The following is a 16,039-nucleotide window of genomic DNA, read 5'->3' as shown; positions in this document are numbered from 1 at the left end:
TTTTAACCATATAAGTGATATAAGTTCAGTTAAGTACTATTTTGCTTAAAAATTTTTCTACTTAAATTTAGTTACATTACTTATATGGTTAAATTACATTCTATGTTTAGCAATTCAGTTTAATTATTATTTTTGCCAAACAAATATCAAACAAAAATTTTATGCTCATTATTGGAATTGCAGGAGGAACTGGAAGCGGAAAAACAACGGTTGTACACCAAATCATGAATGAATTGCCAGACACAGAAGTTGGAGTAATTTCTCAGGATTCGTATTATAAAGAAAACCATAACTTGTCTTTTGACGAGAGAGCATTAATAAACTTTGATCACCCTCGTGCCATTGATTTTGAATTATTGGTAAAACACCTTAAAGCTTTAAAAGCAGGAGAAACTATCGATCAGCCGGTTTATTCTTTTATTCAGCATAACAGAACCGACGATACGATTTCAACTCATCCAAGAAAAGTAATGATTGTGGAAGGGATCTTAATTTTAACAAATCCGGAATTAAGAGAGCTTTTTGACATTAAAGTATATGTTCACGCTGATTCTGACGAAAGATTAATTCGTCGTTTAAAAAGAGATATTTCTGAACGCGGACGTGATATTGACGAGGTTTTAAACCGTTATCAAACAACATTAAAACCTATGCACGAACAATTTATCGAACCAACAAAAGCTTTTGCAGATATTATTATTCCAAACGATAAATACAATACGGTTGCAATTGATGTAGTTCGGGCCGTAATTAATCAGAGAATTTTATAATTTTTATCGTAAATTTAAACCATAAAAATACAAGCTTCCCGATAATTATCGGGAATGCTTTCTATAATGTCTAAAACTCAATCATATACAAAAGAAACAATCTTATATGAAATTCAAAAATCCGTATAAAGACAAAAAATGGTTTAAATTCCTGGGCAATAAATACGTCTGGGTATTGTTGTTTTTTGTTATCTGGATGTTATTTTTAGACAATTACTCCTATTTTGACCATCGTTTTTTAGACGGACAAATTAATGAGCTGAAAGACAACAAAAAATATTATCAGGAAGAAATAAAAAAAGATCAGGAACAGATCAAACAACTTAAAAATCCTGAACAAATAGAAAAATATGCCCGCGAAAAGTACTTTATGAAAAAGGACAGCGAAGATATTTACATCATTCATTTTGAAGGAGACACTATTCAGGAAAAAGAATAATTCAGAAAAAACACCAAATGGCCACTAACCTATTCGAAGATTTTAATCCGATTTCATCCAAACAATGGAAACAAAAAATTCAGTTTGAATTGGATGGAGCCGATTACAACCAAACTGTTATTTGGAATTCTCCAGAAGATATTCAGGTAAAACCTTTTTATCACAGCGACGAATTTACCAAATCAGCTTCTGTACAAACTCAGGCATCAGAATTTAAAATCTGCCAAAATATATTTGTTCACGATGTCGAAAAATCTATTAATAGAGCCCTAAATACTATTGAAAGAGGTGCCGAAAGTTTACGTTTTACAATTCAAAACGAAAATACTGATGTACAGAAATTATTAGAAAATCTTCCTTTAGAAGGCAGAATTGTTTATTTTCATTTGAGTTTTCTCTCAATCGATTTCGTAAAAAAACTGGACGTTATTTCGGTTCAAAAAAATGCGATTTTTTATTGCAATCTTGATCCAATAGGACAATTGGCACGAGATGGAAACTGGTTTACAACATCAGATAAAAATAATTTTGAAACACTTGAAAAAATTTCAAACCAAACTAACTTTCCGTTTCTTAGTGTAGATTTAGGTTTGTATCAAAATTCGGGTGCAAATATTACACAGCAGATTGCTTATAGTTTAGCGCATGCTAATGAGTATTTAAACCGTTTCCCTGCTTCAACAAAAACAATAGTTTTCCAAATTTCTGTTGGAACAAATTATTTTTTTGAAATTGCAAAACTTCGCGCTTTACGAATGCTTTTTAAATTAATTGCTGCAGAATATAATCCAGATTTAGATTGTCATTTTTTAGTTACACCGACTAAGCGAAATAAAACGATTTACGATTATAATGTCAATATGCTTCGAACCACAACCGAATGTATGTCGGCAATTTTAGGCGGTGCAGATGCTGTGGCTAATTTACCTTACGATTCTTTATATCACAAAGACAACGAATTTGGTGACCGAATTGCCCGAAACCAGCTTTTAATTCTAAAACACGAAAGTTATTTTGATAAAGTTGACAATCCAGCCGATGGAAGTTATTATATAGAAAGTTTAACCGTTCAATTAGCAGAAAAAAGTTTGGCTTTGTTCAAAGACATTGAAGCAAACGGAGGTTTCCTAAAACTTTTGAACGAAGGAACAATCAAAAAGAAAATTCAGGAAAGTGCCAGTAAAGAACAAGAATTATTCGATTCTAAAAAAGAAGTTTTGTTAGGCACCAATAAATATCCAAACAAAGAAGACAGAATGAAACACGATTTAGAATTGTTTCCTTTTGTAAAAATCAAACCAAGAAAAACATTAATTACACCCATTATAGAAAAAAGATTAGCTGAAAAGCTGGAGCAAGAAAGACTTGAACTTGAATAAATTGATTTCAATCAGCTATATTTGAATATAAACCTAAATAATTATGGAAGCAATTAGAAGAATAATATCAGTTAAAAATCATTCAGTAACAGTTATTTTACCAGATGATTTTAAAGCAGATGAAGTAGAAGTAATTATTTTGCCTGTTCAAAATGATGAATATAAAATTCCACAATGGCAGATTGACCAAGTTAGAGAAAGAACAGAAACGTATTTAAAAAATCCCAAGAATGTTACTGACATTGATGATTTTTTAAAAGAAATTGAAAATGATTTATAAAGTTGTTATTATTGAAGAAGCTAAATTGGATTATAAAAAATCTTTATTTTTTTACAAAGATATACATCCAAAATTAGCTGTTAGATTTAATGATTCCTTTAAAAAAAGTTTAGAAACCATTAAACAAAACCCATTATTGTTTCAAATAAGATATGACAACGTTCGAATCATATTTTTAAAATCGTTTCCATACGCATTACATTATTCAATTTATGAAAATTGTGTTGTTATAAAATCCATTTTTCACACTTCAAGAGATAGCGAATTAAACATATTTTAAATAACAATTTTTACAATTGAGAAAAGACCTTAAACATATTCACCTTCAAAGTCAAAAGTCGAAAGCCGAAAGTCAAAAGTCTGAAGATTTGACTAACAACTTCACAACCGCCGAAGGAATTGAACTTAAAAAAAACTATTCTGAAAAAGATATAGAAGATTTGGAGTTTATTGATTTTGGAGCTGGCTTTACGCCCAATTTACGCGGTCCTTATGCTACTATGTACGTTCGTCGTCCGTGGACAATTCGCCAGTACGCCGGATTTTCGACTGCAGAAGAAAGTAATGCTTTTTACAGAAGAAATCTTGCTGCGGGTCAAAAAGGGCTTTCAATTGCTTTTGATTTACCTACGCACCGCGGCTACGATTCAGATCATGAAAGAGTTGTTGGTGATGTTGGAAAAGCAGGTGTAGCCATCGATTCTGTTGAAGATATGAAGGTATTATTCGATCAGATTCCACTAGACGAAATGTCGGTTTCAATGACCATGAACGGTGCTGTTCTACCTATTATGGCCTTTTACATTGTAGCAGCCGAAGAACAAGGTGTGGAATTGAACAAACTTTCGGGAACAATTCAAAATGACATTTTGAAGGAATTCATGGTGCGTAATACTTATATTTATCCACCTGCACCTTCAATGAAAATTATCGCTGATATTTTTGAATTTACGAGCAAAAAGATGCCAAAATTCAATTCTATCTCAATTTCAGGTTATCACATGCAGGAAGCCGGAGCAACAGCTGATATAGAATTAGCGTATACTTTGGCAGATGGATTAGAATATATTCGAACCGGATTATCAACCGGAATGACTATTGATGAATTTGCTCCTCGCCTTTCTTTCTTTTGGGCAATAGGAATGAATCATTTTATGGAAATTGCCAAAATGAGAGCCGGTCGAATGATTTGGGCAAAACTAATTCAGCAGTTTAATCCAAAAAGTGATAAATCATTAGCATTAAGAACGCACTGTCAAACCAGCGGCTGGAGTTTAACAGAACAAGATCCGTTTAATAATGTAGCCAGAACTTGTATCGAAGCTACTGCAGCCGCATTTGGAGGAACGCAGTCTTTACATACCAATGCACTTGACGAAGCGATTGCTCTGCCGACAGATTTTTCTGCCAGAATTGCACGAAATACGCAGATTTATTTACAGGAAGAAACTAAAATCACTAAAACCGTTGATCCTTGGGGCGGCAGTTATTATGTTGAATCTTTAACAAACGAAATTTTAGAAAATACCTGGAAACTTATTGAAGAAGTTGAGGAACTGGGCGGCATGACAAAAGCAATTGAAGCCGGAATTCCAAAACTTAGAATTGAAGAAGCAGCGGCCCGAAAACAAGCCAGAATCGACAGCGGTCAGGATATTATTGTTGGTGTAAATAAATTTAGATTAGAAAAAGAAGATCCGTTACATATTTTGGATGTTGATAACCAAATGGTGCGTAAACAGCAAATTGAGCGGCTTGAAGAAATTAAAGCAAAAAGAGATACTGAAAAAGTAAATCTATCACTGGAAAAATTAATTCATTGTGCCAAAACCGGAGAAGGAAACTTACTAGAAATTGCTGTAGAAGCTGCCAGAAACAGAGCTACACTAGGCGAAATCAGCGATGCTCTGGAAAGTATTTTTGGAAGGTTTAAAGCGCAGATTAAATCATTTAGCGGTGTGTATAGTGCAGCAATAAAAAACGACGAGAATTTTGAAAAAGCAAAACAGCTGGCTGATGCTTTTGCAAAACAAGAAGGAAGACGGCCAAGAATTATGATTGCCAAAATGGGACAAGACGGTCATGACCGCGGTGCAAAAGTGGTAGCAACTGGTTATGCCGATGTGGGTTTTGATGTAGATATAGGTCCGTTATTTCAAACTCCTGCTGAAGCTGCAAAACAAGCTGTAGAGAATGATGTACATATTTTAGGTGTTTCATCTCTTGCAGCCGGACATAAAACATTGGTTCCGCAAGTTATTGAGGAACTTAAGAAACATGATCGTGAAGATATTATGGTGATTGTGGGCGGTGTAATTCCAGCACAGGATTATCAGTTTTTATTTGATGCAGGTGCAGCGGCAATTTTTGGCCCGGGAACTAAAATTAGTGAAGCGGCTATTCAAATACTTGAAATATTAATAGACTAAAATAAAGTGCAAAAAAAATCCCGAAATAAATTCGGGATTTTTTTTTTAATTGGTTATTACAGCGTTGTTATCCGCTTCAATAAACGAGAGGTCGTAGCCTGCAAAATCTCGCATGTAACTTTTTAACGAGGTTCCAAAAGCATCTCTAAAATGCCTGTTCCCATTGTGTTTAAAAAAGTTTTTAACTGATCCGGCACCTCCTAAATGTGCCGCTGCTAAAATACCAGATTCGGTAATTTCTACACCATTAATAACTTTTCCTTCGTACTTTCTGATTTCATTACGTAAAATCCATTTATTTTTAGATAATAACGCAACAAAAGCTTTTTCCTGTAGTGCAGGATCTTTTAAAAAGGCTTCGTCATTTTTAACTCCGATAGCGCGTAAGGCTTTTGTACCAAATTGATATTTTCCCATGTAACCCAGTGAATTTACCATTCGGTATTTTCCCTGAGATTCTTTAAAAGCTACTGCTTCTTTAAAACCGATTAGATGATTTCCGGTATAAGGGACGTTTAGATTTACTTTAGGATATTCATCCTTTTCTAAAGATGGAAAGATATATTCTGATCCATCTGTTTTTTCTGTTAGAAACCACGGTTTGGTTTCGACGTTAAAGGGCTTAAAACCCAAACTTAAAAATGTAATAATAACGATTAAACTCGCATAAAAATACCACTTCTTTATCATAAATTGTTTTTCTTCAAAACGCTGTCACCCTTTTGAAATTTCTACGATGCAAAGATAAGGAATACAAAACAATACTGTTATTCAACAACTTACAGGTTTGTCAAAATTTTAAAACCTCGCTTAACCCGCTAATGATGCAGTTTTCGAAGCTTTATCATAAATTGAAACTGAGGTTAAAAATTCCAATATTAAATTTTCAAAAAACGGCATTTTTATCAAATTTTTATCAATTTAGTTAAAATAGAAAGACAAAACCTACAATATTAATCTTTTTTTTATGAAAACAATATTTTAACTTACAGAAATTTACCTTTAATTAACAAGTTAAAACTTTCTTTTTAGGTCAATTTGAAATAATTTATGTGTAAAATTGCTTTTGAAAATCATTTTTTACTCTATTTTCTCCTATTATTTTACCTAAAAATAATATTGAGTTTAAAATAAAATGATCATCTTAATTTTTATAATTCCATAAAAAAACCGAAGCTGTAAACTTCGGTTTCTTTTATTAGAGAATATCTAAACTTTATCTTGTTACACCTTGACTAGCAATCCAGTCTGAGTATTTTTTTGCATTTTTTGTATGATCTGCATAATTTGAAGCAAATTCATGATAACCAAAACGATCAACACTTGCACAGAAATATATGTAATCGTTTTTCTCTGGATTTAAAACTGCTTCTAGTGCAGTTATATCAGCCATTGCGATTGGTCCCGGAGGAAGTCCGATATTTATATAAGTATTGTATGGAGATTTCATAACTAAATCATTATAGAAAACTCTTTTTATAACCTGATCAAAATTATTATCTCTTAATTTTAATGCATAAATCACAGTAGGATCTGCCTGTAATGGCATTTCTAAACGCAGACGGTTTAGATAAACTCCTGCAATTCGAGGTCTTTCATCTTTTTTAACTGATTCTTTATGAACAATTGATGCTAAAATAGAAACCTGAACTGGAGTTAAACCTTGTTTTTTTGCTTGTTCGATTCTTTCAGGTGTCCAAAATTTATGGTATTCTTTGATCATTTTATCACGGAACTTTTCTGCAGATGTATTCCAATACACTTCATACGTATTAGGGATAAACATAGCAAAAACATTTTCTTCGTTAAATCCGTTGTCTGATAAAAATTTAGGATCTCTAAAAGCTTTCAATAAAGATAAACTGTCTGCTTCTATTTCAGAACCTACTCTGCCTGCAAAATTTTCTAAGCGCTCCTGATTGTTAAACGCTAATTTAACCGGAACATTAGAACGCATTGCACGAACTAAATCAATGTTGTTCATGTCTTTTTTAAGAAGAAAACGACCTGATTTTACATTTTCAGGGTAACTTCTTTTATTGGCAACTAATTCAAAATTGTCAAAATTCTTGATATAAGGTTCTAATATTTTTTTTACGTCACTGTAATTTGATCCTGTTGGAACATGAACGTAAACTTCTTTTTCTTCAAATTTTGTATTGGCACTAAAAATTTGGCTGATTAAAATAAAACCGTAAATCAGAAGAACAGAAATTACGGCTACAGCAGTTATCGTGATAATTTTCTTTAATTTCAAAGCGATTGGTTTAAATGTTTTTATTGATTAACTGAAAAATTGCTTCATCATGGTATTGGTTATCGAGCAAAATCCAGTCTTTTTTAATTCCTATTTTCTCGAAACCAAATTTAGTAAAAAGAGCTATACTTGCTTCATTTTTTGTACTAATATTTGCATAAAGCTGATGCAGATTTAAATTAAAAAAAGAATATTTAATTAAAAGCTCTAATGCCTCAGAACCAATATTTTGCCTTCTATTTTCATCTTTTTGAATCACAATACCGATTCCTGCCCTGTTATTCCTCGGATCAAATTCAAACAAATCAATTAATCCAATGGCAGGAAAATGCCGGTCTTGACAAATTGCCAGACGCAGTTGTTTTGCTTCATAAATATCCTGTTGTGCATTTTCAAGATACTGACGAATTAAAAAACGGCTGTAAGGTGTATTGGTATTGCTGACTTCCCAAATGCTCTGGTCATTTTCCATTCCATATACAAATTCCAAATCTTCTGGTTCAAGTGCACGAAGATAAATAGTATCGCCTTTGAGTGTGATCATTCTCTTGTTTTAGATTTTAGAGTGTTGATTTTAGAATTTGTCTTCGACTCACTCGGATTGACATTGTTAATTAGATTTCTATAGTTCCTTTGAAAACAAATTTAGCAGGACCTGTCAAAAAGACGTTTATAAAATGATCTCCTAATTTATCAAAAGAAACTACAAGTTTTCCTCCTTCAACATTTAAATTAATCGAAGTTTTATCAGTCTGTCCAATTGCATTCATGGCAATTGCAACTGCTGTTGCTCCAGTTCCGCAGGCTAAAGTTTCGTCTTCAACACCTCTTTCGTAAGTACGAAGTGAAAAAGTGCCGTCATCTACTTTTTTTACAAAATTAATATTGCTTCCTTTTTCACCGTATAGTTCACCGTAACGAATTGAAGCACCGTTTTCTTTTACATTATAATGTTCTAAATCATCTACAATTTGTACATGATGTGGTGATCCTGTATTTAAAAAAGTATAAGAATCATTTTTTTGTACTTCATCAACATCGATCATTTGCAGTGAAACAATCGAATCATTACCAACTGATGCATGGTGCAATCCGTCAGTAGCAATAAATGTCGTTTTGTCATTAATAACTCCTAATTGATTTGCAAAAGCTACAAGGCAGCGTCCTCCATTTCCGCACATCGAACTTTGGTTTCCGTCTGAATTATAGTAAACCATTCTAAAGTCAGTTTCAGAATCATTTTCTAACAAAATAAGTCCATCAGCTCCAATTCCGAAACGTCTGTCGCACAAGCGCTCAATTAGTTTTACATCTTCTTTTGGGAAGAAATTAGATCTGTTATCGATCATTACAAAATCGTTGCCTGTACCTTGATATTTATAAAATTCTACTTGCATTTTTTAGTCGTTAAGAAGTACAAAAGTACGAAGAAACTCCGAAGATTAATTAACGAAATGTTAATCATTGTTAAAGAGCGTTAAACCGTTTTATCAAATAATTTTTTGGTATAATTTTACGTTATAAATGTTAAAAACAAATATCTAAAATAACTTAAAAACATAAACTGTAATATGAAAAAATTTTCAACCTTATTTTTAGTTTCACTACTAAGCGGTGCTACTACCCTTGGTGCTTACAAGTTATTATTTGACAGCAGTGATTCTTTTTTTGGAAAAGGAAATTCTGTTGTTACCCTTGCTCCTAATTCATACGGAAGAACGGTTGGATTACCTGGCGAAGCTGTTGATTTTACTGAAGCGGCAGACAAAACAATTCACACGGTTGTTCACGTAAAAAATGTTTCCCGAAGAACTGTCAGCAACCCAATGATGGAATTTTTCTATGGATACGGCGGACAGCAGCAACAAGAACAGGTAGGAACCGGATCTGGTGTTATTATTTCTGAAGATGGATATATTGTAACAAATAATCATGTTATTAAAGATGCCACCGAAATTGAAATAACACTAAATAACAAAAAATCTTATAAAGCAAAATTAGTCGGCACCGATTCTAAAATGGATATCGCATTATTAAAAATTAATGCTGATGAGAAGTTACCTTATACTGCTTTTGCCAATTCTGATTCTGTAAAAATTGGCGAATGGGTTTTAGCAGTTGGAAATCCGTATAACTTAACGTCGACAGTTACTGCCGGAATTGTTTCGGCGAAAGCCAGAAATTTAGACCAAAGCGGTATTCAGTCTTTTATTCAAACTGACGCTGCTGTAAATCCTGGAAACTCTGGAGGTGCATTAGTAAACACAAGAGGAGAATTAATTGGAATTAATACTATGATTTCGTCTATGACAGGATCGTATGTTGGGTACTCATTTGCAGTCCCTTCAAACATTGCCAGAAAAATTATTGAGGACATTATGGAATATGGAAATGTTCAAAGAGGTATTCTAGGTGTTGAAGGAGGCGAATTAAACAGTACGGCTTCAAAAGAATTAGGAATTACTGAGACTCAAGGTTTCTACATTAACAAAGTTTCTAAAAATTCTGGTGCCGAAAAAGCGGGATTGGCAAAAGGTGATATTATTGTAAAATTAGATGAGCAAAACATTTCGACTTTTGCTGATTTATCTGGTTACATTAATACAAAACGTCCGAATGATGTCGTAAAAGTAACTTACATTAAAGACGGAAAAACTAAAACTGTTCCGGTTACTTTAAGCAAAAATGAATTCTTTAGTACTGAATTTAAAGGTATTGAATTAGAAAACATTGATGCTGCTGATAAAAAGAAATTCAGAATTGATTATGGTGTAAAGATCAAAAACATCACAAATGAGAATTTAATGCAGTATCAAAATGAATTACAAGGAAATATCATCTTGAGCATAGATAACGTAAAAGCTACAAACGTTGAAACTGTTTCTAAATTATTGAACAAAAAGGACGAAGGACAAAGTATTCGTATCGAAATGATCAATAAAAACGGAGAAATATTTAGAATCATTATTTAGTCTCAGTTTACAGTCACAGTATTCAGTTCTTTGAAAATGTAAACTGTGAGTGCGACAGAAAACTTTAAAAAAAGCCATCTTAAGAAATTAAGGTGGCTTTGTGTTTTTATAAAATAAATGCTAAAATAGTTTACGAAATCGATTGAAATAGATACTTTTGCGCCAAATTATAAAATAAGTGAGTGTTTTATTATTTCAATTTAATCAATTATGAGCAAAAAAACTTTATACCAAAAAGAGGTATCATTACAGGTCGACCGAAGAAGAGCTGGTGTCGAATTAATCAAAGTGATAAGTGATTTATGGTATGACAAGTCCATCGAAATGGTTTTATTTAAAAATCAATTATTGGATAAAAATGTCAGCGACATTATCAATCTTCATCAATATGCCGGTGAATTTGTGGGCAAACCTATTACAATTTTCGATTCGGTCGAAATCGCAAAAGTTGTTTTATCATTAGATCTTCCGCCTGCTAAAATAGATCTGGGTAAATTAACTTATGAATATCGCCTTGAAGATGAAAAATATCCAGACGCAAGATATTTTGTTATCGAAAAATTAAAAAAGTCAAAATCTTCAAAAGAAATTCAACCTAAAGATGTTGTTCTCTACGGTTTTGGAAGAATAGGACGTTTATTGGCAAGAGAATTAATGTCTAAAACCGGAAAAGGAAACCAATTGCGTTTGAGAGCTATTGTTACCCGAGATAAAAACGACGCAACAAGTTTAGAAAAACGAGCTTCGTTATTGCGTTATGATTCTATACATGGCGATTTTCAAGGTTCTGTAACTGCTGATTCTAAAAACAATGCTTTAATAATAAATGGAACAACAGTTCATGTTATTACTGCAAATTCTCCAGAAGAAATCGATTATACTGAATATGGAATCAATGATGCATTAGTAATCGATAATACTGGAGCTTTTACTACCCAAGAAGCATTAAAAAGACATCTCAAATCTAATGGAGTAAATAAAGTTTTATTAACAGCACCAGGAAAAGGAATTCCAAATATTGTTCATGGTGTAAATCATAACGAATACGATCCAGATGAAAATAATATTTTTTCTGCTGCTTCCTGCACAACAAATGCTATTACACCAGTTTTAAAAGTTATTGAGGAAACTTTAGGAGTTGTAAAAGGGCATTTAGAAACGATTCACGCTTATACAAACGATCAAAATCTGGTCGATAATATGCATAGAAAATACCGTCGCGGAAGGGCTGCTGCCTTAAACATGGTTATTACTGAAACAGGCGCTGGAAGTGCTGTCGCAAAAGCTTTACCGTCTTTAGAAGGAAAACTAACTTCTAATGCTATCAGAGTTCCTGTACCCAATGGTTCTTTAGTGGTTTTAAATTTAGAGGTTAAAAAAGCAACATCAATTGCTGGTATAAACAAAATCATGAAAAAATATGCTCTTGAAGGAGAACTGGTAGAGCAGATAAAATATTCATTGAATAATGAATTAGTTTCATCTGATATTGTTGGAACTTCGGCTCCTTCTATTTATGACAGCAATGCCACTATTGTTTCAAAAGATGGAAAAAATATTGTACTTTATATTTGGTACGACAATGAATATGGTTATAGCCATCAAGTTATTCGTTTAGCAAAATATATTGCTAAAGTAAGACGTTATACTTATTATTAATTCACAACCAAACTAACTTTTTTCTAAAACCATCAGGATATCCTGGTGGTTTTTCTTTTCCTTAAATAGGAAGCACTGTTGTACTCTTTACTTCTGAAATAACAAAAACAGTATTTATTAAAGAGACCTCAGGCAGAACTGATAATTTTTTTTGATGAAAATGATGGTAACTTTCCATGTCAGGAATTATAATTTTCAACATATAATCGAAATTTCCTGAAACATAATTACATTCTACAACTTCAGGAAGATTCAAAATCGACTGATTAAATCCTTCTGATGTATCATAAGTTTGTTTTGTCAGCGTAACCTGGCAATAAACTGTCAAATTATTTCCAAGTTTTTTCTTGTCTAAAAGCGTCACATATTTTTCGATAATACCATCTTTTTCAAGGCGTTTCACTCGATCATGAACTGGTGTCAAAGACAAATTTATTTTGTTTGCAATGTCTTTTAAAGTGTAGTGTGCGTCTTCCTGTAAAAGACGTAAGATTTTTTTGTCAATTTCATCTAAAGCCATAACGAAAACGTTTTATTAAAATTAGTATGATTTAGTCTTTTTTTCTTTTTAAAGAATAAAATTCACCCCTAAACAGAATATTTTTCTGTAAAATTAAAAAATAAAATAATATTTTCTTATTTATTATCCGTTAAACCATAATTTATTCTCTATCTGTAGATTTGTAAAACAATTTCAATAAAAACAAAAAAATATAACAAAATGATAATAGGTGTTCCTAAAGAAATAAAAAATAACGAAAACAGAGTTGCCTTAACTCCTGCAGGTGTATCTGAAATGAAAAAACATGGACATACAGTTTATGTTCAATCTACTGCTGGTTTAGGAAGTGGTTTTACTGATGCAGAATATGCTGAAGCTGGTGCAGTTGTTTTACCAACTATTGAAGAAGTTTATGCAATTGCAGAGATGATCATTAAAGTAAAAGAGCCAATTGCTTCTGAATATCCATTGATCAAAAAAGATCAATTATTATTCACTTATTTCCACTTCGCATCTTCAGAAGAATTAACTCATGCAATGTTAGAAAAAGGAGCTGTTTGTTTAGCTTACGAAACTGTAGAGAAAACAGACAGAAGCTTACCATTATTAGTTCCAATGTCTGAAGTTGCGGGTCGTATGGCAATTCAACAAGGAGCAAAATACCTTGAAAAACCATTAAAAGGAAGAGGAATTCTTTTAGGAGGTGTTCCTGGTGTTCCGCCTGCAAAAGTATTAGTTCTAGGTGGAGGAATCGTAGGAACTCAAGCTGCAAAAATGGCTGCTGGATTAGGTGCGCAAGTTACTATTATGGACTTAAGCTTACCACGTTTACGTCAGTTAGATGATATCATGCCAGCAAACGTGAACACAGAAATGTCTAATCACTACAATATTACAAAAGCAATTAAAGATGCTGACTTAATTGTTGGGGCTGTTTTAATTCCGGGAGCAAAAGCACCTCACTTAATTACTCGTGATATGCTTAAATTAATGCGTCCAGGAACTGTTGTTGTTGACGTTGCTGTAGATCAAGGTGGATGTATTGAAACTTGTACTCCTACAACTCACGAAAACCCAACTTTCATTATAGATGATATCGTTCACTACTGTGTAGCTAATATGCCAGGAGCTGTTCCTTACACTTCTACATTAGCTTTAACAAACGCAACTTTACCATATGCTGTGCAATTAGCAAACAAAGGGTGGGAAAAAGCATGTGCTGAAAATGAAGAATTGAAAAAAGGGTTAAACGTAGCTAATGGAAAAATCCTTTACAAAGGAGTTGCAGAGGCTTGGAACTTACCTTTTAACGAAAAAATAGTATTAGCAAACGCATAGTGTTAATACTTAAATAAGTGCTTACTAAGTCACTATTACAAAGGCTTTTCTTAATTGAAAAGCCTTTTTTTATGGCATAAAAAAAAACCTGCCATCAAGACAGGTTTTCAATATAGTAAGCTTTTTTATTTTTTATTATCTAAAACTTCAGTCATAACTTTTGCTTCAGTTCCATTTGGGAAAGTAACTTTAATCTTTTGAGCTATCGTTGGAGCAATTTCCGTAATGGCTTTTTTATCGTAAGACTCGCCTTTCTTAATATTCCAGCCATAGAAAATAGCCGGAACATGGGTATCATAGCTGTAAATTGTTCCGTGTGAGGTTCCTGTTGGAGTATATTCTATCATACCTGGTTTATCAACAATTACTAAATCACCATTTTGTGTAACATCATAGCCTTTTGCAACAAAATTAAGAGCATAATCATTCCCAGCATTAGCTAAAACTTCTTCTTCTGTATACACTTTTTTAACTTGTGGCTGTGTAATTAAAAACTCTTTAAAAGCTTGCTTTACTTTTAAAAGTTCTAATCCTTTCTCTTTAATAATTTGTTTATTAAAGAAAACATTAAAGTTTGAATAATTCTGAATCAAATCCACCCCAAAAGTTTTTACAGAAAAATCCTGAAGAGTTTTCTTAACTTCTTTTGAAGGATAATTATCAACATTATACTTGCGATCCTTTAAATAAATTACATTTTCTGCACCTGCGTGATCTGCTGTTAAGAAAAGTAAATAATTCCCTTTACCAACCGTTTTATCAAGATAAGCTAAAAAGTCAGCAATTGTTTGATCCAATCTCAAATAAGTATCTTGAAGTTCCATTGATCTTGGTCCAAGCAAATGACCAACGTAATCTGTAGAAGAGAAACTAACAGTAAGGAAGTCTGTAATATTATCTTTTCCTAATTCCTCCTTCTCGATTGCTCTTTTAGCAAATTCTGCCAGCAAATCATTTCCAAAAGGAGTAGCACGGATAACTCCAGCATCATTTTTCTCATACATTGATTTTAGATCATATGGAAAAACTGGTGCAGCACTTCCATATAATTTTCCTTCATAAGGATTATTATCTGGAAGACTTTCATTGTAAACCGAAGCAGGTTTGTACAAATCCCATCCCTTGTTAATATATTTTAAGTAGTTTTTTTCATTATTGAATTCAGTAACCCAATCAGGCAGTTTATCGCCATAAAAAGTACTAGAAATAAACGAACCTGTTTTACTGTACCAAAATGCCCAATTAGCAAAATGACCAGCCGGTAATATAGCTCCACGATCTTTTAAGCTCATTCCAATTACTTTTCCATTAAAATTTGTAGCCATTCTAACTTCATCTGTAATCGTTGTACTTTGAAGATTTTTAGGAGACATTGCACCTTCTTCTGCAGTACCGTCTCCTACAGTTTTAACTCCTGCATCATCGGTACAATACATTTCTTTTCCAAGAGTCCTGCTGAACCATTCATTACCAACAATTCCATGAGTAGCTGGTGTTGTACCAGTATAAATTGAAGCATGTCCAGGGGCGGTGTAAGTTGGCATATAATTGTAATGCATATTCTGGAAAGTAAATCCATCATTCATTAATCTCTTAAAGCCGTTTGGAGAAAAATCATCAGAAAATCGATATAAATATTCCATTTTCATTTGATCGACAACTATACCCACAACTAATTTAGGACGTTGTTGTGCACTCAAACTTGTGATAACAAAAAGTGCCAACAGTAAAATACTTTTCTTCATGTTTAATAAAATAATTTAAACACAAAAATACTCATTCAAAATCTAAAATTCTAAAGTATCTATACCTAAGACAGACAATTGACTATAATTTAACAAAAATTGAACGCTACATCTTCTTAAACATAATTATCAGAAGATTTTAAAACTTTATAATAGAAATAATTTAGTGTTATTTCCCTCCTGCGAGCTATATTAAGAACCTTTCCTATGGTTTCAGGTGCAGGAAATCCTGTTCTATATTATGATTAAATCCGGGCAGTATTTAAATT

The 16,039-nt window shown here is 32.6% G+C and carries 15 protein-coding genes; 9 read left to right on the top strand and 6 right to left on the bottom strand.

Annotated elements, in window-relative coordinates; translation table 11 throughout:
• The first annotated feature begins 161 nt into the window (after positions 1-161).
• The 6 genes from udk (at position 162) to scpA (ending at position 5,297) form a co-directional block, all read left to right on the top strand.
• A complete protein-coding gene (gene udk, locus ACTJIW_RS08185) occupies positions 162-770 on the top strand; it encodes a uridine kinase (protein WP_011921531.1) in 609 nt (202 codons plus the stop codon).
• A gap of 106 nt (positions 771-876) precedes the next feature.
• Positions 877-1,209 carry an FtsB family cell division protein gene (locus ACTJIW_RS08180; RefSeq protein ID WP_011921532.1) on the top strand — a complete coding sequence of 111 codons (333 nt, stop codon included), beginning with the start codon at positions 877-879 and terminating at the stop codon, positions 1,207-1,209.
• Between the two features lie 17 nt (positions 1,210-1,226).
• Complete coding sequence (locus ACTJIW_RS08175) at positions 1,227-2,588, top strand: methylmalonyl-CoA mutase subunit beta (RefSeq protein ID WP_440715258.1); 1,362 nt, start codon at positions 1,227-1,229, stop codon at positions 2,586-2,588.
• Positions 2,589-2,631: 43 nt separating this feature from the next.
• Positions 2,632-2,868: a hypothetical protein gene (locus ACTJIW_RS08170; protein WP_121360310.1), complete on the top strand. Its 237-nt coding sequence runs from the start codon at positions 2,632-2,634 to the stop codon at positions 2,866-2,868.
• Positions 2,858-3,148 carry a type II toxin-antitoxin system RelE/ParE family toxin gene (locus ACTJIW_RS08165; RefSeq protein WP_440715259.1) on the top strand — a complete coding sequence of 97 codons (291 nt, stop codon included), beginning with the start codon at positions 2,858-2,860 and terminating at the stop codon, positions 3,146-3,148. Before ACTJIW_RS08170 ends, ACTJIW_RS08165 begins: the two co-directional genes overlap by 11 nt.
• Positions 3,149-3,164: 16 nt before the next feature.
• Positions 3,165-5,297, top strand: a complete 2,133-nt coding sequence (gene scpA, locus ACTJIW_RS08160; protein ID WP_440715260.1) for a methylmalonyl-CoA mutase — start codon at positions 3,165-3,167, stop codon at positions 5,295-5,297.
• A gap of 45 nt (positions 5,298-5,342) precedes the next feature.
• Here the strand turns inward: scpA and ACTJIW_RS08155 are convergent, their stop codons facing one another.
• The 4 genes from ACTJIW_RS08155 to dapF all read right to left on the bottom strand — a co-directional run bounded on the left by ACTJIW_RS08155 (position 5,343) and on the right by dapF (position 8,951).
• Positions 5,343-5,987: a hypothetical protein gene (locus ACTJIW_RS08155; protein WP_011921535.1), complete on the bottom strand. Its 645-nt coding sequence runs from the start codon at positions 5,985-5,987 to the stop codon at positions 5,343-5,345.
• A gap of 526 nt (positions 5,988-6,513) precedes the next feature.
• On the bottom strand, positions 6,514-7,554 hold the full coding sequence (gene mltG / locus ACTJIW_RS08150) for an endolytic transglycosylase MltG (RefSeq protein ID WP_274251194.1): 1,041 nt from the start codon (positions 7,552-7,554) through the stop codon (positions 6,514-6,516).
• A gap of 10 nt (positions 7,555-7,564) precedes the next feature.
• Positions 7,565-8,098: a GNAT family N-acetyltransferase gene (locus ACTJIW_RS08145; protein ID WP_274251195.1), complete on the bottom strand. Its 534-nt coding sequence runs from the start codon at positions 8,096-8,098 to the stop codon at positions 7,565-7,567.
• 70 nt (positions 8,099-8,168) lie between these two features.
• Positions 8,169-8,951, bottom strand: coding sequence for a diaminopimelate epimerase (dapF, locus tag ACTJIW_RS08140; protein WP_440715261.1), 783 nt, complete (start codon positions 8,949-8,951; stop codon positions 8,169-8,171).
• A 174-nt stretch (positions 8,952-9,125) separates the two neighbouring features.
• Here dapF and ACTJIW_RS08135 point away from each other — a divergent pair, with 174 nt between their 5' ends.
• Together ACTJIW_RS08135 and ACTJIW_RS08130 are read left to right on the top strand one after the other, a co-directional pair.
• Positions 9,126-10,526: a trypsin-like peptidase domain-containing protein gene (locus ACTJIW_RS08135; RefSeq protein ID WP_011921539.1), complete on the top strand. Its 1,401-nt coding sequence runs from the start codon at positions 9,126-9,128 to the stop codon at positions 10,524-10,526.
• A 210-nt stretch (positions 10,527-10,736) separates the two neighbouring features.
• A complete protein-coding gene (locus ACTJIW_RS08130; protein WP_440715262.1) occupies positions 10,737-12,185 on the top strand; it encodes a glyceraldehyde-3-phosphate dehydrogenase in 1,449 nt (482 codons plus the stop codon).
• A gap of 61 nt (positions 12,186-12,246) precedes the next feature.
• Here the strand turns inward: ACTJIW_RS08130 and ACTJIW_RS08125 are convergent, their stop codons facing one another.
• A complete protein-coding gene (locus ACTJIW_RS08125) occupies positions 12,247-12,705 on the bottom strand; it encodes an Lrp/AsnC family transcriptional regulator (protein ID WP_008467950.1) in 459 nt (152 codons plus the stop codon).
• Between the two features lie 201 nt (positions 12,706-12,906).
• Between ACTJIW_RS08125 and ald the strand changes: the two genes are divergently transcribed.
• Positions 12,907-14,025, top strand: a complete 1,119-nt coding sequence (ald, locus tag ACTJIW_RS08120) for an alanine dehydrogenase (protein WP_440715263.1) — start codon at positions 12,907-12,909, stop codon at positions 14,023-14,025.
• A gap of 125 nt (positions 14,026-14,150) precedes the next feature.
• Here the strand turns inward: ald and pafA are convergent, their stop codons facing one another.
• Positions 14,151-15,770: an alkaline phosphatase PafA gene (gene pafA, locus ACTJIW_RS08115; RefSeq protein WP_073408805.1), complete on the bottom strand. Its 1,620-nt coding sequence runs from the start codon at positions 15,768-15,770 to the stop codon at positions 14,151-14,153.
• Positions 15,771-16,039: the final 269 nt, after the last annotated feature.

Origin of the sequence: Flavobacterium sp. 22659 (assembly GCF_052044235.1) — a bacterium.
Lineage (GTDB): Bacteria > Bacteroidota > Bacteroidia > Flavobacteriales > Flavobacteriaceae > Flavobacterium > Flavobacterium johnsoniae.
The sequence above is the reverse complement of the archived record's forward strand: the minus strand, read 5'-3'. Positions and strand labels throughout refer to the sequence as shown.